The sequence below is a fragment of the Streptomyces sp. NPDC001941 genome, from assembly GCF_040296945.1.
Lineage (GTDB): Bacteria > Actinomycetota > Actinomycetes > Streptomycetales > Streptomycetaceae > Streptomyces.
Genome location: NZ_JBEOYE010000045.1, coordinates 57,070 through 73,796, shown reverse-complemented (window position 1 = coordinate 73,796; position 16,727 = coordinate 57,070). Strand labels below are relative to the sequence as shown.

Annotated in this window: 12 protein-coding genes and 2 CRISPR repeat arrays (1 of these 14 running past the window's edge); of the genes, 2 read left to right on the top strand and 10 right to left on the bottom strand. The window is 69.6% G+C overall.

The window, feature by feature from the left end; all coding sequences use genetic code 11:
* Nucleotides 1–109 precede the first annotated feature (109 nt).
* A complete protein-coding gene (locus tag ABT160_RS27340; protein WP_351650471.1) occupies nucleotides 110–1,348 on the bottom strand; it encodes a phospholipase D-like domain-containing protein in 1,239 nt (412 codons plus the stop codon).
* A 264-nt stretch (nucleotides 1,349–1,612) separates the two neighbouring features.
* Nucleotides 1,613–2,185: a dihydrofolate reductase family protein gene (locus ABT160_RS27335; RefSeq protein WP_351650470.1), complete on the bottom strand. Its 573-nt coding sequence runs from the start codon at nucleotides 2,183–2,185 to the stop codon at nucleotides 1,613–1,615.
* A gap of 285 nt (nucleotides 2,186–2,470) precedes the next feature.
* Here ABT160_RS27335 and ABT160_RS27330 point away from each other — a divergent pair, with 285 nt between their 5' ends.
* Both ABT160_RS27330 and ABT160_RS27325 read left to right on the top strand, forming a co-directional pair.
* The gene (locus ABT160_RS27330) at nucleotides 2,471–2,671 is read left to right on the top strand and encodes a hypothetical protein (protein WP_351650469.1); all 201 of its coding nucleotides are present in this window, start codon (nucleotides 2,471–2,473) and stop codon (nucleotides 2,669–2,671) included.
* A gap of 97 nt (nucleotides 2,672–2,768) precedes the next feature.
* On the top strand, nucleotides 2,769–3,878 hold the full coding sequence (locus ABT160_RS27325) for an ABC transporter substrate-binding protein (RefSeq protein WP_351650468.1): 1,110 nt from the start codon (nucleotides 2,769–2,771) through the stop codon (nucleotides 3,876–3,878).
* Between the two features lie 237 nt (nucleotides 3,879–4,115).
* Nucleotides 4,116–4,755: direct repeats of the CRISPR family, unit length 28 nt; unit sequence GTCGTCCCCGCGCCTGCGGGGGTAGTTC.
* A 233-nt stretch (nucleotides 4,756–4,988) separates the two neighbouring features.
* Here the strand turns inward: ABT160_RS27325 and cas2e are convergent.
* The 8 genes from cas2e to cas3 form a co-directional block, all read right to left on the bottom strand.
* Complete coding sequence (cas2e, locus tag ABT160_RS27320; RefSeq protein WP_351650467.1) at nucleotides 4,989–5,315, bottom strand: type I-E CRISPR-associated endoribonuclease Cas2e; 327 nt, start codon at nucleotides 5,313–5,315, stop codon at nucleotides 4,989–4,991.
* Nucleotides 5,312–6,307 (bottom strand): type I-E CRISPR-associated endonuclease Cas1e, encoded by a 996-nt coding sequence (gene cas1e / locus ABT160_RS27315; RefSeq protein WP_351650466.1) that lies wholly within the window; start codon nucleotides 6,305–6,307, stop codon nucleotides 5,312–5,314. The genes cas2e and cas1e overlap by 4 nt, the downstream gene beginning before the upstream one ends.
* The gene (cas6e, locus tag ABT160_RS27310; RefSeq protein ID WP_351650465.1) at nucleotides 6,300–7,106 is read right to left on the bottom strand and encodes a type I-E CRISPR-associated protein Cas6/Cse3/CasE; all 807 of its coding nucleotides are present in this window, start codon (nucleotides 7,104–7,106) and stop codon (nucleotides 6,300–6,302) included. The genes cas1e and cas6e overlap by 8 nt, the downstream gene beginning before the upstream one ends.
* Nucleotides 7,107–7,110: 4 nt before the next feature.
* Nucleotides 7,111–7,911, bottom strand: a complete 801-nt coding sequence (gene cas5e, locus ABT160_RS27305; RefSeq protein WP_351650464.1) for a type I-E CRISPR-associated protein Cas5/CasD — start codon at nucleotides 7,909–7,911, stop codon at nucleotides 7,111–7,113.
* Entirely contained in the window at nucleotides 7,908–9,086 is a 1,179-nt protein-coding gene (gene cas7e / locus ABT160_RS27300; protein ID WP_502984307.1) for a type I-E CRISPR-associated protein Cas7/Cse4/CasC, read from the bottom strand. Before cas7e ends, cas5e begins: the two co-directional genes overlap by 4 nt.
* 130 nt (nucleotides 9,087–9,216) lie before the next feature.
* Nucleotides 9,217–10,329 (bottom strand): type I-E CRISPR-associated protein Cse2/CasB, encoded by a 1,113-nt coding sequence (gene casB, locus ABT160_RS27295; RefSeq protein WP_351650463.1) that lies wholly within the window; start codon nucleotides 10,327–10,329, stop codon nucleotides 9,217–9,219.
* Between the two features lie 59 nt (nucleotides 10,330–10,388).
* Nucleotides 10,389–12,086, bottom strand: a complete 1,698-nt coding sequence (casA, locus tag ABT160_RS27290) for a type I-E CRISPR-associated protein Cse1/CasA (RefSeq protein WP_351650462.1) — start codon at nucleotides 12,084–12,086, stop codon at nucleotides 10,389–10,391.
* 331 nt (nucleotides 12,087–12,417) lie between these two features.
* Nucleotides 12,418–15,357 carry a CRISPR-associated helicase Cas3' gene (gene cas3 / locus ABT160_RS27285; protein ID WP_351650461.1) on the bottom strand — a complete coding sequence of 980 codons (2,940 nt, stop codon included), beginning with the start codon at nucleotides 15,355–15,357 and terminating at the stop codon, nucleotides 12,418–12,420.
* A gap of 135 nt (nucleotides 15,358–15,492) precedes the next feature.
* Nucleotides 15,493–16,727: direct repeats of the CRISPR family, unit length 28 nt; unit sequence GTCGTCCCCGCGCCTGCGGGGGTAGTTC (it continues 135 nt past the right edge of the window).

Below are 16,727 nucleotides of genomic sequence, written 5' to 3'. Positions count from 1 at the left end.
TTTCGCCCGCCCTCCCCCTTCTGCGCGCGCGGGGGGTGGGTTTGTGGGGGGGTGCCCCCCCGGGCGCCCCCCCCCCCCACCACCATCCCACCGGGAACCGCTTCCGGGCTCAGGACCCTTCGCAGTAGCTCATCAGCCGGTCGTGATTGGCCTTGAACTGGTCGTAGACCGCCGCGCTGTCGATCTTCAGCAGCGTCTCGTCATTGGCGCGCAGGGCCGGGTACGTGTCGTTGTGGCTGCCGGTCCACACCAGCTTCTTGCCGGCCACTCCGTCGTACGTGCCGTTCACCAGGACGTACTTGGAGTGCAGGCCCACCTTGTTGCCGCCGGCCCGGTCCTCGTAGCACTCCACGCGCTTGGTGAGCTTGCCGGAGATGATGCCCTCCACGCCCGCGCTCATCGACCCGGACGCGCCGTCGGCGGCGAGGACCACCTGGCAGCCCGCGTTCTTCAGGGCGACCAGCTTGGTCGCGACCTCGTCGCGGGTGAAGAGGTTGGCGGCCATGCGGACCTGCGTACCGCCCGCACACCCGACGTTGTCCAGGATGAGCTTGACCGTGTCGGTGGTCGCGTCGTTGTTGTACTCCTTGCCCGCCGCCTCCTTGCGCGGGAAGAAGTACGCCTTGTACGGGCCGCTGGACGGCGTCTTGTAGTAGTCGCTCAGCCCCGCCGTCTGGCCGTACTTGAGCAGGTCGCCGAAGTAGGAGAGGTACCCGGCGTACAGGCCGGCGTCGACGATGGTGACGGCGTTGTTGAACAGGTCGGTGCGCTGGAGGTTGGTCATGTTGGCCGACGCCTGCACGACCACGTTCTGCGCCCCTCCCGTGCTGGAGAACAGGAAGAACTTGTTGTGGTTGATGGCGCCGTCCGTGTCCGAGGGGATCTTGCGGCTGCCGATGCAGCCGCGCCCGGCCGGACAGGCGTACACCCACGAGGACTTGGTACGGTCGGTGCCGAGCCAGGAGGCGAGGTGGTCGTATTCCCCGCCGTCCATGGTGACGGAGGTGTGGTCGAGGACCACCCGCACGCCGACCCCGCGCGCCTTGGCGTCGCGCAGGGCCTCGGAGACCGGGTCCTCGGTGAAGGTGTACATCGCCACCGAGAGGGTGGAGCCCGCGGGCGCCTGGTTCACCAGGTCGATGACGTGGTCGCGGATGCGGCTCTGGGCAGCGGTGTCGCCGGCCGGGTCGTTGAAGGTGGCACCGGTGGTGACGGCCGCGGCGGCGGCCGTACGGGCGGTGGCGGAAGGGGAGTCGTGGGCGGTCGCGGCGTTGCCGGGAAGGGCGGCCGCGGTGACGAGCGAGGCGGCCGCGGCGATGACGGCGAGCCAGGTGCTGTGGCGGTGCACGGAAGGCTTCCCTCTCGTTGCTGCATACATGACAAAGAAGGCCTCGGAAGCCGGCACGTCCACCCATGTCCACCTGGGTTCACGAGCACGCGCAAAGGCCGCGGGGCGCCGGTGACCACCGGCGCCCCGCGCTGACGTCCGAGGAGTGGAACGTACCAACTCCCGCTCACATCACTCTAGTTACTGGTGCGAAGTCGCACCGCACACCACCGGGCCCGATCCCGACTGGCACCCGGACCTCCGACCGGCATCCAGGCGCCCGCGTCAGCGCACCACGTCGAAGACCTGCTTCTGCAGACCGTTCGCGTACACGGCGTGCTCCACCAGCTGCAGCTTCTGGGTGTCCTTGTCGGTGTCGCTGAACAGTCGCTTGCCCGCACCGAGCAGCAGCGGGAAGACCAGCAGGTGGTAGCGGTCGATGAGCCCCGCGTCCGAGAGCCCCCGGTTGAGGGTGGCGCTCCCGTGCACGATGATCGGGCCCCCCTCGGTCTCCTTGAGCGCGGCGACCTCGTCCAGGGAGCGCAGGATTCCGGTCGGGCCCCAGTCGTCGACCAGGTCACCTTCGCCGAGGGTGGTGGAGACGACGTACTTCGGCATGACCTTGTAGTCGGCGAAGTCCGCCATGCCGGGCCACACCGGGCTGAACGCCTCGTAGCTGGTGCGCCCGAGCAGCATCGCGGTGGCCTCCTGCTGCTCGCGGCCCTTGATCTCGAAGGCCTCGGGCAGGAACTCCACATTCTTGAAGGTCCAGCCGGAGTTGCGGTAGCCGGGCTCGCCGCCCGGGGCTTCCACGACGCCGTCGAGCGAGACGAAGGCGGTGGTGATCAGCGTACGCATCGAAGAATCCTCGGGGTCTCGGTGGTCAGTGACGCGGTAATCGGTGGTGCGCGGCCGGGTCGCGGGCGTGGCGCCCGGCCCCGGAACAGCTTGCTCACGATCTTTGACGACGGGAAGCCCCCAAACTCATCGCGGCTCGCCACATTTTCTCGCGGTACCGCTCTGCTCCCCCTCTGACCGGGTCCGCTCCTCCCGTACGCGCAGACTGACCGTTTCTTCACCGTTGCGCGACGCTCCGGCGAAACCCTTTCCCCACTGTCAGACCCGGCCACTACAGTCCGAAGCGTGAGAGTTTCCCGCCGTGTCCTGAACACCGGCCCCCATCCGAAGACCGCCCTGCTCCCCGCCGTCGCCACCGCGGTCGCACCCGCGCGCCGGCCCCTCGTCCTCGCCGCGCAGGCCGACCTGCCCGCGACGGAACTCCCGGGCATACACCTGCCCGACCTCGACGAACTGCGCCAGCGGGGCGTACTGGGCACGCGGTAGCGGGTGGCACGCGCGATCTCGGTCGACGTCCCGGACCGGAGCTGCCACCAGGAATAGGACTTGCCCGTGGCGAACGGCCCGTATTCCAATGGCGCGCATGATCACGCCGCCCTCGCCCGCACCCGCCACCCCGCCCCACTCCCCCGTCCTCATCGGCGCACTGGCCCCGCTGTCCCCACCGGGATGGACCGAGGCCGGACAACACCTGCTCGCCGGACTTGAACTGGGCATCGCGGACCTCGATGCCGCTGGCGGGGTGGACGGTCGGCCGGTCGAGCTGGTGGTACGGGACACGGCCGCCGACCCCGCGCGAGCCACGGCCGCCGTGGCGGAGCTCGCGGAACTCGGGGTGGCCGCCCTGGTGGGCGAGTACCACAGCGTCGTGGCGCGCGCCGCCGCGGCCGGGGCGGACGCGCACGGGGTCCCGTACCTCTGCTCCTCGGCGGTCCTCGACGCGCTCGTCGAGCGGCCCACGCCCTGGGTGGCCCGCCTCTCGCCGCCCCAGTCGCGGGGCTGGCGGCTGTACGGGGACTTCCTGCTCGGCGCGGGGCACACCCGGGTGGCCGTGGCCTCCGTACCGACCGTGTACTGGGCAGCGGGGACCCAGATCCTGCGCGAGCACCTCGCCCCGCGCGGCGGCACCGTCATCGAGCTCGACGCGAGCGCGCTCGGCCCACAGGGCGTGTGCGACGCACTGGCCGCCGAGGAGGCGACGGCCCTGCTGCTCCTGGTCGGCACACCGGACCCGGCGGTGCCGCTGGTGAAGGCGGTACGCGGTGACCGGCGCCTCACGGACGTACTGATCGGGGCCCCGGCCGGACAGCCGGAGTTCTCCGAGTGGGCGTCGCTGCTCGGCGACGACGGAGCGGGCGTGCCGTTCCTGCGCTACCTGCCCGAGCGACTGACCGCACTGGGCGGACGGGTCGAGAGCGTGCTGCGCGAACGGCTGGGGAGGGAGCCGTCGTTCGTGGCGTACGAGGGGTACGACGCTGCCACGGCCCTCGGCCACGTTCTGCGCTCCCACGGCACGGACCGGGCGCGCATCGCCGAGGCCTGGGCTGACGCCGAGGTCGAGGGGACGCGCGGACGGTTCGGGTTCGCGCGGACGCCGGACACGGGCGTGTGGCAGGCGACGGGGATGCCGCTCCAGGTGGCGGACCGCGACCCGGAGCACCCGGAGCACTTCCGCGTACGGCACACAGGCTGAGGACACGGAGGGCCCACGGAAGCGGCGGGCCCTCCGGCCTCAGACCCTCCAGTGCCCCAGCAGCGACTCCGCCGACTCCTCGTCGAGGCCCTCGTGATCCACTATCAACATCCCTCAACCCGGGCTGCCGACGGGCTAGGCTCTACCACTGGCGTCCGTCCCGGCGAAGCGAGCTGAACAGGAATGCACGTAGAGGAAAACCGCACCCGTTGCTGACATCGCCCCAGGTCACGAAGTGTCGTCCCCGCGCCTGCGGGGGTAGTTCGCCCCCGCCGCACGCCCGTTGAGGGCGGCGACGGTCGTCCCCGCGCCTGCGGGGGTAGTTCGCGCGCACGCGCACAGGACATCGCCGCAGGCCGGTCGTCCCCGCGCCTGCGGGGGTAGTTCCGGCAGCACCTCCTCATTCGGCTCCCTCGTCTCGTCGTCCCCGCGCCTGCGGGGGTAGTTCCTCATGTCCTGCTGCATCCGCGCTACCGCGCGGGTCGTCCCCGCGCCTGCGGGGGTAGTTCGCCCCGGCCGTAGAGCTGCGCACCCCCTTCACCGTCGTCCCCGCGCCTGCGGGGGTAGTTCGCTAGCCCGCCTGACCTAATCGGTAGAGGTGCGGTCGTCCCCGCGCCTGCGAGGGTAGTTCGTTCGTGCTGCCCGAGTACACGCTGGGGTGGCAGTCGTCCCCGCGCCTGCGGGGGTAGTTCTACGGCCCGCTCCAGTGGGGCCACACCTGCTCGATCGTCTCCGCGCCTGCGGGGGTAGTTCAGAACGGCTGGGGCTGCATGCACTGCACGACCGCGATCGTCCCCGCGCCTGCGGGGGTAGTTCCGTACGGCTCGGGGGCCTACTCGCTGTCGCTGCGTCGTTCCCGCGGCCGCGGGGGTAGATCCGGTCGTGCTGGAGGCCGCAGAACTGGGTGTGCGTCGCCCCCACCACGTCGGCAAGAGCACGTCGCCCCGATACCTGTGGCAGCATTTCTGCCGCGTCGGCGTTTCGTTATCCGGCTAGGGACCGACTTGCCACTACAAAGGTTCCAAATCATGCGATTCGCTTTTCATCGCCTTCATTTTCGCTGGAACGAGGAGCGCAGAACGAGCCGTGTTGTCACGTGATCACGTAGGGCTATTTCGACTCGTTCAGCGGCCGCCAGGCTTGGCCATTCGTGCGTGGCCGAGCCATGAGCGTAAGCCCGTCGAAGTCGATGGGTGCCCAGCGGTCTCGGCCTGCGGTACGAGTGGTCCAGCCTTGTTCGGTCATGGCGGGTTCGATCATGACGGCTTGACCGTCGTGGATGCGTTCGGTGAGGACGGTCCAGAGGCGGTCGCGGATGCGGGCGTTGGGGTTGCCGACGTAGATGCCGGCAGCGACTTCGATGAACCAGCGGGTGAGGTGGCCGCGGAGGCCTGGAGGGGCTGCGATAAGGACGACGACGGTTGTGCCGGCGCTCATGGGTCTGTCTCCCGCGTGGTGGTGTCTTCCGGTTCTTGAGGTTCCGGAATGACATCCAAGTGGTCGGTAGCACTCCAGTTGCGCCCGCTGCTGACGACGGCGTTGCCTTCGTCCCACAACGCACCGAGGTCTTCGTCGATCAGGTCGCTGCTCCCGTCGGCCATGAGGAGGCTCTTGATGTCGGTGACGATGCGCGGCAGGAGCTTGTTCTTGACCACGGCGTCTCTTAGCGCGGTGCGTGCGTCGCGCTCAGTGATGCGCCCTTGGGCGGCAAGGTCGAATGCGAGGGGAATGGTGAATTCGGCTTTGTAGAGGTCGGCGATGTCGAGTACGAAGGAGAGTGCGTTGCCGGTGTGGACGAAGCCGAGGGCCGGACTGGTCCCTAGGCCTGTGATTGCTGCGTGGCAGATGCCGTAGAGGGCGGAATTGGCGGCGGACAGGAGGCGGTTGACGTCGTCGCCTGCGGCGAAGGCGTCGCCGGGTTTGTAGTCACGTTTGTTCCACGGTACGCCGGTGCGCGCGGAGTGCTGGGCGTAGAGGCGGCGGATGCGGGTGCCTTCCCTGCCACGGAGTTGCTGAAGCGTGAGGCATGCGGTGTCTTCGCCAGGGAAGCGCATGTCGTACATGCGGCGGGCGATGGTGACACGTTCCTTGGGGCGGGTGACCAGCCAGGCTTGGCGGAGTTGGAGTTGTGAGCCGCGTGCGGTGCTGGTTCCGGTGGCGTACAGGCGTACGCCGTGTTCGCCGACCCAGCACACGGCGGTGCCGGAGTCGGCGAGGAGGGTGACGGCGGGGTGGGTGATGCGGCTGCCTGGGCCGATGAGGAGGACAGCGAGCCAGGCTGCCGGTACGTGGACAGTGCGGGTCTTGTTGACCAGGACGATGGCGTTGTCGTCGCGGTCGATGTGGCAGCGTTCGGCGTAGAGGCTGCTGATGCGGTCTTCGAGACGGTGGACGTCCTGAGGTCCGGTTCGCCACCACGGTTCAGCCACGATGAGCCGCCTCGTTGGTGTGCAGCGGGGCGAGAGTGAGCAGGCCCTGTCCGTAGCCCTTGGCAGGGCCGATTCCGTTGAGCAGGGCGGAGCGCAGGGCGTCGGGGTCGGTGACGCGTAGGCAGCCTTCGAAGGTGGCGGTGGACAGGGTGACGCGTGGGCCGTCTTTGCGTTTGGTGAAGCGCAGGATGTCCCGGCTGACGACTGCGGCTGCTGGCCCTGGGGTCGGTCCGCGCTGCTCTGAGTTGTCGTTGCTTGACGGCTCAAGACCGGGTGCACCCGGGGCCACGCTGGCGTCTGGGATGGTGAAGCCGTGGCGTTCGCCTCGTTTGAGGAACCATTCGAGCTGTTGTGCCGCGGTGCGGTGGGCGACTCGGAAGCCGCGCTGTCGGGTGGCGCTGTCGGTATTTTCCTTCAGCCGGGCCGTTTGCTGTTCGCTTGGCTGTGCGGGGCGGGAAACGCTCTGGACGGGGTTGGCGGTGAGCCGGAATCCGAACTCCCGCCCGCGGGCGATGCGTTCGAGGAGGGGGGTGTAGTCGGCGATGAGCGGTTCGCCTCCGTCGGCTCCGGGCCAGCCGGCGTCGTCGACGAGGTGGGCCCAGGAGGGGCGGCTGTCGGTGAGGACGAGGAGTTCTGCCCGGTGGCGGGTGTGGTTCTCCTGGCGCCACAGGACTCGTTCGGTGACGGGCTGGATGGCCAGTGCGGACAGGATGGCCGCATGCAGTCGGTGGGGGTTGGCGAGCAGGTTGACGGCGGCGCGGCGGCGCGGGTTGAGCGGGATTTTTGACAGGTAGGGCATGTGGTCACCAGCCCAAGAGGGCGAACGGGTCGTGGCCGGACTGTCCGGGGGTGTCGGGGTCCGTGGGCGGGGTGGTCGTTTCTGTGCTTCCGGTGGGGATGGTGAGCCAGAGGTGGCGCACGGTGCGGTGGGTGAATTGAGTGCCGGTCTTGAGGTCGTAGGTGTCGGGGACGTCGTCGGCGCGGTGTTCGCCGGCCGGGTCCTCGACGGTGGCTTCGAGTGAGACGGAGGAGTCGCGGATCTGGCTGCGGCGGTGGCTGCCTGCCTGCCACGGGACTTCTCCCAACGCGTCCTCGAGTTCTGCGTCGGCTCGTACGCCCAGGCTGATGCGGCCGGTGGGAGGGCAGGAGCGTCGTCCGAGGGAGATCGGGTGCACGGGGTGGCGGACGGCTTCGTCCAGGCCTTCCAGGAGGGTCCTGGGTCCGCGCAGGGCGGCGACGAAGACGGCGTCCTGGAGGTAGAAGCGCTGGGTGACGCCCGTGTACTTGGCCGGGCTGGTGCGGGTCTGTTGTCCCTTGGCGTTGGTCTTGGCCGACAGCATCGGGAGTCCGCGGTAGTCGCTGTAGGTGTGGTAGTCGCGCAGCAGGGTGCCGGGTTGGTCGATGCGTACGCCGAGCCGCAGGCCGATCAGATCGCTGATGGGGGCTTCCCGGGTGCGGCCTTCGGCGGCGGCAAGGAGGCCCAGGACGCCGGACTTGGTCGGCTGGGAGCGGGTCTCGCGTCGGTTGTAGCGGGAGGGGCCGCCCCAGGCTTGCAAGGGTGCGGCGAGCCGCAGGAGCAGAACGGCCTGCTGGATGCTGGTCATCGGGCTGCGGCCTCCGGTGCCGCGTCGGTGGTCAGTTCGCCGCCTTCGAGCCATGCGCCCACGAGCTGGTCGACGGCTTCGAGGAGAGCGGGGAAGGGCAGGGAGGAGCCGAGCGCCTCGGTGATCTTGTCGCCGTCGGTGCCGTACGTGGCCAGGGTCCGCAGTGGCTTGTTCCCCCAGGTGTCGCCGACCGCTGTCAGCTCGTCGGCCAGCCGTACGGCGGACTCGGCGGCCAGGCCGGCGACACCGGTGACCGGTTCCTCGTAGGCGGAGACCAGGTTGACCGGCTGGTCGGCGCGCAGGGTCACGAGCACCAGGTGGGGCAGGGTGCGGTGGGCGAAGGTGTTCTGGTGCCCGGTGGGCATGGAGCGGGCGAACGCGTCGATGAATCGTACGGCCGTGTCGCGGGTCTGTTCGGCGTCGGAGAGGTTGTCGCGCAGCTGGTGGACGCCGAGGACGGCGTAGCGGTACAGGGTGGAGGAGTTGAATTCGACGGTGCCGATCATTCCGGCACCGTGGTCTTCGGTGTTCTCGTCGTCGACGGCGGTGTAGTAGTCGAACTCGGTGCGCACCGCGTGGGTGGACAGGGCGTGGGCGACCTGGACGGAGGCGTCGACGTTGAGTGCGGGCAGGTCGGCGACCATGCGGCCGAAGAGGGCTACTTCGGCGGGGTGTCCGGTGGACAGGGTCTGGACGACGGGAAGTTTCTTCACTTCGCTCTTGAGGGCGTCGTCTTCCAGGTCGGCCAGTTCGGTGGCGCGGTCCCCGAGCAGCGTCACCAGTGCGTCGAGCTGCTTCTTGCCGAAGAACAGCAGGTAGGCGGACTGGTCGTCCTTCTTCGCGGATTTCGTGATGCCGAGCGGCTCCAGCAGGGCGGCGGCCAGGCGGTCGGCCTGCTCCTGGGTGAGGCCGGGGCCGCCTTCGCTGGTGGGCTTCACCAGGCGCTGGGTGAGCAGGCTGGCGATGCGCTTGGTACGGGTGGCGCGGTCGGCTTCGGGGACCTGTCGGGCGTACTCGGTGCGGGCGGCGCGCTTCCATGCCTGGGAGGACACGCGGGCGCGGCGGGCTCCGCCGTAAACGGCTTGCTTGGGGGTGCCAGAGTCGTCGCGGTTGACGTTGGACGGCGGCAGGCTCTGCAGGATGTGGACTTCGACGAACAGGTTCGGCATGTTCACGACGTAACTCCTTGAAGGTGTGGGGTGCCGTGGGCCTGGCATACGTGATCGGGCCGCAGACGGCTCGAAGGGGCGGCCTGGCGCTGTGGAACAACTGGCCCCAAGAGGCGGGGTGGGCGGTAGCGGAGCGTCAGGAGGTGGCGGCGGTGTAGAAGTCCCGGTCCCAGCGCTGGCGGTAGGTGGCCGCGGCATCGGGGTGGCGGGGGTCGTCCCATACCCGCAGCGCTGCGCGCAGGAGGTCGTAGTCGACTCCGATGCCGGCCTTGCTGAGCTGCGGGATGAGGGAGCGCAGGTGGGCGCCGAGTTCGTTGGTGTCCACGGAGGTGAGCAGGGTGCCGAAACGCCGTTCCAGGGCCCCGGTGACGCTTTTGCCTTCGCCGCCGCCGGCGGTCGCCTTGGCGAGCTGGCCGGCGGCCGTGCCGGGGCTGTTGCCGGGGACGTGCATGAGGCGGACGTGCGTCTGCTGGTGCCGGGCGAAGAGGGTGAGCGCGAGGTGTTCGGCCACCAGGTCACGCGTGAGGGCTCCCTTATCCCGCCACTCGGATGCCATCCGAGTGCGGTGGAAGGGCCACATCGCGGCAACGGTTCCCGCCTCGCGTCCTGTGCCCGAGCGCAGCGCGGCCAGCTGCGCGCCCACCTCGTTGGCGGAGAGGTCGACGGTGCTCCAGTACGGTGCACGGTCTTCGCCGCTCGTCTCCTCGCTGCTGTCGGCGGGGTCGGTGTACTGCAGGCCCCAGGCCCGCAGTACCCGGTTCCTGCCCGGTCCGTCCCAGTGGGACAGGTCGCGCAGCAGGCGCGTGTAGTCCAGGCCGATGCCGGTCTGCTTCAGGAACGGGACGAGCCGCTGTAGGTGGTGTGCCAGTTCGTGCACGTCCTGGGCGGTGGCGGCCGCGGTCAGCCGTCGCCCTGCGGCGGCGTGAGTCAGGGCGTTGGTACGGCGCAGGTGCAGGCAGGCGGTGCCGAGGCCGGCGCCGGGCTGGTGGACGGCCTGGGCGGCGACATGCTGGTGCAGGCCGAACAGGGTCAGGGTGTAGTGCTCGGCGACGTAGTCATCAGGCAGGGGGCCGTGGTCGCCGTCCGGCGGGATGACTCGGTGGATGGGCCGCAGGGAGGCCACGGTGCCGGGCTCCTGTCCTGCGCCCTCCCGCAACGCCCGCAGCCTGGCCACGAGGTGGTCGGGCAACGCCGGGCGCCCCGGTTCGCCGCTGGCCTGCTGCCAATGCCGGGCCGTTTCCTCCCACACGTACAGCTGTGTCCGCCGGCTCGGCGAAGAGGATGTCTGACGGGTACTGCGGGGGGAGGTCACGCTGCTGACCCCTTCCCTCGCGCGGCTACGGCACGGCTTTCGTCCGTGGCTCGCGGCAGCAGGTCGGCGAGCTTGCTGCGGAAGCTGCCGATGGCCTTGCCGCTGCGGTACACGAACTCCTTGTCGCCGTTCCTGACCGTGCGGCCCACGACGGCACGCGGCGGGGCGGCGGCCAGCAGCAGGTCGGCATCCCTTACGGCCTTGTTGTGCACGGACTGCTCCCAGGCCAGCTGCGCACGTTCCAGGAGCTCGACGTCGTCCGCGTCCACGGTACGCAGGCCAACGAGCAGGCGGCGCATCGTCGAGTCGAGGGATTGCAGGAACTGGGCGGATGGCCTACTGCCCTTGTCCCGGGGCAGGGGGTCGCCACCTGCGGCGCGCCGCAGGTCGTTGTTGAGCCCGTCCAGGGCCCGTGCGGCCTTGTCGGCCTGGTCCACGCACTCGAGCAGGGCCTCGCGCAGCCATGGGTCCTGGGCGAGCAACGCCTGCACGGGCAGGGGCAGGTCGTCGCCGATGACGTTTTCCACCACGGCGGACTGGGTGCCGTACTCCAGTCCCGATGTCTCCGCCCCCAGCGGGTGCTGTGCGGACAGTACGGTGTCGGCCTGCAGGTCACCGATCTGCCTCAGCAGCAAGGAGGTGTAGGGGCCGTCGCCCTGCTCGGGCAGGTTGAGCGCCAGCAGGGTACTCAATCCCTGCCAGGCTGCCCGGCCGGAGAGGTGCCGTCGGGGCCTCTGGCGGGGCTGGTCCTTCTTCGGCTTGGCGGTGTGCTGCCACACGGTGTGCGGGTCTTCCAGCGGGGTCCGCGTCAGGCGGTCTCCGGCGGCCACGATCACCCGGTTCACCCGCAGGCCCTGCTCCGTTTCGCAGGTGAACAGACGGATCCGTCGGGCCTGGAAGGTCAGCAGGTCCAGCAGACCGTGCGCCGGGCGCTGTGACCAGGCGGGCGTCGCTGGTGACGTGCTCGCGAGGGCTGTCGGGCGTTCATCCCAGGCCCATTGCGGACGGTCTTCGGCGGCGAGCCGGTCGGCGACGATAGGTGTGTTGAGCAGGAGCGTTTCGTAGAGGGTCCTGCCGGTCGGTACGACGATGCCGAGCTGGCCGAGCGGCCCGGTCGGGTTGCCTGTTGTCTTTCCGCCTGCGGCCTGCGGGTCGCCCGCGGCGCCCGTCTTGATCGACGCAGTGTCCCAGCAGTGCGCGTGCAGCAGCCACAGTAAGGCGTCCCCCGGCTCCAGCAGGAGCTCGTCCGCCTCCGACAGCGCGCTGAACAGCGGGACGTTGTTGCCCGATGCCACCGACGGCACCAGCTGGGCGGCAGACTTCGTCTCGCCGTTGAGCGCCGTCAGCCCCGGCACCTGGGCGAACGGGCGCTCCGCGTCGAAGAGCCGGAACCGGTCCCCGTAGGCCTGTGGGCTCAGATAGTGCTCGAGACGGCCCAGTTCCTCGTCTGAGAACGCTCCGTGCCGGAACCGTGTGGCCCACTCCTGCCTACTGCGGGGCGCCTTGAGAGCGTCGAGCATGATCGGTAACAGCAGCTGGCGGAGCACGACCGGCAGCATGGTGTGCACCGGCAGCTCAAGGCGCTGGATGCGGTGTGCTTCGGATAACGCCCTCATCAGACCGACGCGCTCCGTGGAACCGTCGATCACTGCGGTCAGTACCGCACCGTGGACCAGGTCTCCGTTGACGTCCATGGCCGGCTTCCCCCTCCCTTTTACGGACCTTCACTCCCCTGGAGCGTGACTGCGGCGGGCGGATGCGTTTCTCCCCAGGCCCGCATCCCCGCGCTGCTCACGATTCATCACGCTGGCACACAAGGTTCGTTGTTTACAACCTAGTTGGCGATTCTGCGGAATAGGTTTCTCGCCATCTCGCGGGCCATGGCCAATGATCAGTACGCTCTACGAAGCGTGTGGGGTGCCGCCGCTCCCCGCAGAGCCGGGGGTGTTCCCGTTCGATGTTTCACGTCGTCCCCGCACCGCGGGGGTGGGACCAATCGCGGCGGCGCCCCGCACGCTCCACCTCTCACCTCGACTCGACCACCAGACCGAGGCTGGCGTCGTACCGGACCCGGTGCTTGCCCAACAGCACCGGACCGTCCTGTTCCAGTACGAGTGCCGGCAGATACTGAAGCCACGGCCGACCGAGCCACCCCGGAAGCGGGCGCAGCTCCGCCCGTGCGGCTTCAGTCAGCCGTGCGGGCAGCCGGATCAGACCGCCCATCAGCCGGTCCGTCACTTCATCGTCGTCCACTTCACCGTGGACTCCCAGCCAGGACCCCTCGACCGTCCGATATCCGTCAGGGGTGCGACGGACGACCAGGACCTCCACCGTGGGGTCGCCGTCACGGACCAGCGCGTCGAGCTGTTCCTGCGTCGCGGCGCGGTTCTCGCCGTAGTGCAGACCCTCCAGCGTGGGAAACGACCATTCCCGTGCCCGGCACAGGAGAACCTCGCTGGCCCTGTCCGCCCGGACGGCTTCCGTAGCCTGCTGCCGCTCCCAGGCCTCGGCCTCGCCCCAGCTCTCGGGACACATCCGGCCAGCTGCGTAGGCCCGGGCGACCAGGTCCGGCACATCGGCGGGAATGCTCCAGTGCGTCCCCCCGTGAGACGGCACAGTGGGCAGGTCCGATGCAGGCAGAGGACCCGCGGCCTCCCCCACCAGAGCTACCGCGCGCAACAGCGACCACCTCCCGTAGATCGCCTCAGACGCGCCGAGGAAGCGCGGGACCCCATCGCGTCCCGCCTCCACGCCGGTGACCAGGACACGTGGCGCCCGGTGCACGGAAGGCCGAGGAGTGCCGCTGTGGCGGTGAAGCCTGCCGATGCGCTGAAGGAGCAGGTCCGTGGGTGCCAGGTCAGTGATCAAGATGTCGGCGTCGACATCGAAGGACTGCTCGGCGAGCTGTGTGGCGATCACCACCATGCGCTGTGGCCGCTCTCCCCCGGCGCGCGGCCCCATCAGCCGCAGGCACTCGGTGGTGCGCGCCGTGCGGTGCTCGGCACACAACTGCCCGTGCAGCAGGTGCAGTTCGCCATCCAAGCCACTGCCGAGCAGGTCCTGGTAGATCTGCTGCGCCCGGGCGACCTGGTTGACCACGACCAGCACCACGCCGCCCTCCACGAGGACTTCCCGCACCGCTTGCGCGACCCGCGCACCCGCAGGGTCAGCATCGGGAAGCCAGGCGAGTCCGACCGGCACCGACGCCCTGAAGGACGCCACTACCTCGCGAGACGACTCGACAACCAACTGATCGTCCACCCCGTAGGCGGCCGTGACGCACGGATAGCCAGCCGGTTCCGGTACCGGCTCGTGCACGTCAGCCTCTGCCATGACGCCCGACAGGTAGGCATCGACGTACACCTGCCGCTGCGCAGGCGGCAAGGTCGCAGAAAGCAGCACCACCGGTACTCCCGCCTGCCCCAACCAGCGCAAAGCCTCCACCAGGATCTGGCGCATGTAGACATCTGCCGCGTGCACCTCGTCGACGATCACGACCTTCCCGATGAGCCCGGCGAACCGCAGCATGACGTGCCGGGTACGGGTCGCCGCATGCAGGAGATGGTCAACCGTGCCCACCGCGAACGCCGTGAGCAACCCCCTCTTGTTCCCGAGGAACCAGTGCGCCGGGCCATCCGCCCCCGTACTACCGCCGCTCCCCAACGAGGACCCAGCCGTCGGCGCGCCGTAAACAGCGTCCTCGTCCACGGCTCCGTAGTCGTCGTCTCCGGCATGAGCACTACAGCCAGATCCATCTCCGCAGCCACCGTCCACCGCATCCGGCCGGGGTTTGCCCGCCCAGATGGCGCGCCACCAAGCGTTGAAACGCCGACGCCCGTGCAGCAGTCCGACCTGCGACTCCAGCTCCGGATCGAAAGAACGCACCCACTCGAGCACCTGCTCGTACATCGGGTCACTCGTCGCCTGCGTCGGCATCGCCACGAACACACCGTCAAACCCGAAACGCGCCGCAAGGATCTCGGCACCCGCGAGCGCCGCTTTCGTCTTGCCCTCTCCCATCGGAGCCTCGACCACCAGCAGCCCCGGCGCCGGCATCGACCACGCCCGCTCCACCAACTCACGCTGCGAAGCCCTCGGCGTCACTCCCAGCCGCCCAGTCAGCGGCTCCACCCGGCCCGCAGGAAGCGCAAGCCCCTGCCATCCACCCCGCAAGCCCAGCCGCTCCCACGCCCCCTCAGCACGGCGCCGAGCACCCGCGAACGAAATCGATGCCGCATTTTCCACACCCGGAAACTGGCTGCTGTCGCTGGCAATCCAGTCCGCCATCACGATCATGCCCGACAGAGCAAGCTGCTCCGCCTTCCTCAAAGACCCCACCGGCCGGGCATCCGCCAGATCCGCGAAGCCCACCGCCCGCGTGAACACGTCCACCACCGCACGCTGCGCCTCCTCCCAGCCGGCGCCACGCCCCTGGACCTCAGGATGCCGGGGGCTGATGCCTCGCAATGGCGGAAACGTTCCGTGATGGCCGGCCACCAGCGGCCACACCCACCCGGCCATCTCGGCACTGCCCCACTCGGCCTCCAGCCGAGGCTTCAACAACGCGGCCCCGGCGACGTCATGGCGCCACATCTTCTTCCGGTCTGCCGGAAGCCTCCCCCATCTGAGGCCCGACGCCAGCACCGGGACAGCCTCTGCCGGATCCAGCGCCTGAAAGGCCGGACAAGCCTTCCCGCAGTCGTGGATCCCGCAGATCCACATGAGCCACAGTCGGCCCCGGCCCCCAGCCACAGCGTCCGACCTCCGCCGAAAGGCCGGCGATAAGTACCGGTCCCACATCACTCCCGCCACAGCAGCCGTGTCCAGCAGATGCCCCAGCAGGAGATGCGACCGACCTCCGTTCTTCGCAGCCGATTTGCCCCACAACCGCGAAACCCGCTCCACGACCTCCGGCGGCATTCCCATCGCCTGCATCAGCTCGATGATCGAACCCTCGTGATCCACTATCAACACCCCTCAGCCCGAACTGCCGACAGGCTAGGCTCTGCCACTGACAACGGGCTCGGCGAAGCGACCTGAACGGGAATGTACGTAAAGGAAATCCGCACCTCTCGCTAGCATCGCCCCAGGTCACGAAGTGTCGTCCCCGCGCCTGCGGGGGTAGTTCGGACACCGACCTGCCGCACCCATCGATGGCCAAGTCGTCCCCGCGCCTGCGGGGGTAGTTCCCTGCGCCACCGGGCACGCCGGCGCATGCGCCGGTCGTCCCCGCGCCTGCGGGGGTAGTTCCCGATTCGACGTGGGTCACTACGCAGCGGACAGGTCGTCCCCGCGCCTGCGGGGGTAGTTCCCCGATCACCCTGGTCGTGATCGCGCTCATCGCGTCGTCCCCGCGCCTGCGGGGGTAGTTCCTGCGTGCCCGCCGGGCCGTGGACGGTGGGCGTGTCGTCCCCGCGCCTGCGGGGGTAGTTCGTCTTCGATCATGGCGATGGCCTCGTCCGGGCTGTCGTCCCCGCGCCTGCGGGGGTAGTTCCCCCGGACCGAGTCCTCGCCGCTTGCCGCGCGCGTCGTCCCCGCGCCTGCGGGGGTAGTTCCGTGCCCGAGGCCGCGTGGGACGGGACCCTGCGGTCGTCCCCGCGCCTGCGGGGGTAGTTCCCGCACCGACATCATGACCGACTGGCAGCTCGCGTCGTCCCCGCGCCTGCGGGGGTAGTTCCGCCAGCGCGGCGCCGCCGCCCGGCCACCCACCGTCGTCCCCGCGCCTGCGGGGGTAGTTCCCGCCGATACATCGCCCGCTTGTGGGACTTGATGTCGTCCCCGCGCCTGCGGGGGTAGTTCTCAACTCGTGGCAGGCGCGCGGACAACAGGAACGTCGTCCCCGCGCCTGCGGGGGTAGTTCGGCGTCGGGGTCGTTCGCGGGCATGAGCGGCATGTCGTCCCCGCGCCTGCGGGGGTAGTTCCCAGGGCGTCGTCATGCCGCTCATGTACACGTTGTCGTCCCCGCGCCTGCGGGGGTAGTTCCTTGGGGTGGCTGTGCGACGCGTCATCGATCTTGTCGTCCCCGCGCCTGCGGGGGTAGTTCGTGGCTGGGCTTCGGCCGCGCACCCGAGGGGGCGTCGTCCCCGCGCCTGCGGGGGTAGTTCGATGGCGTCCTGCTACTGGGAGCGGACGACGAAGTCGTCCCCGCGCCTGCGGGGGTAGTTCACGTTCTCCGGCCCCCGCTACGTCGACACCACCGTCGTCCCCGCGCCTGCGGGGGTAGTTCCGTCAGGTGCAGGACGGCTTGGCCGGGCTGGTCGTCGTCCCCGCGCCTGCGGGGGTAGTTCCGCCCTTGCGCATCCCACGCCTCGATGCCCATGGTCGTCCCCGCGCCT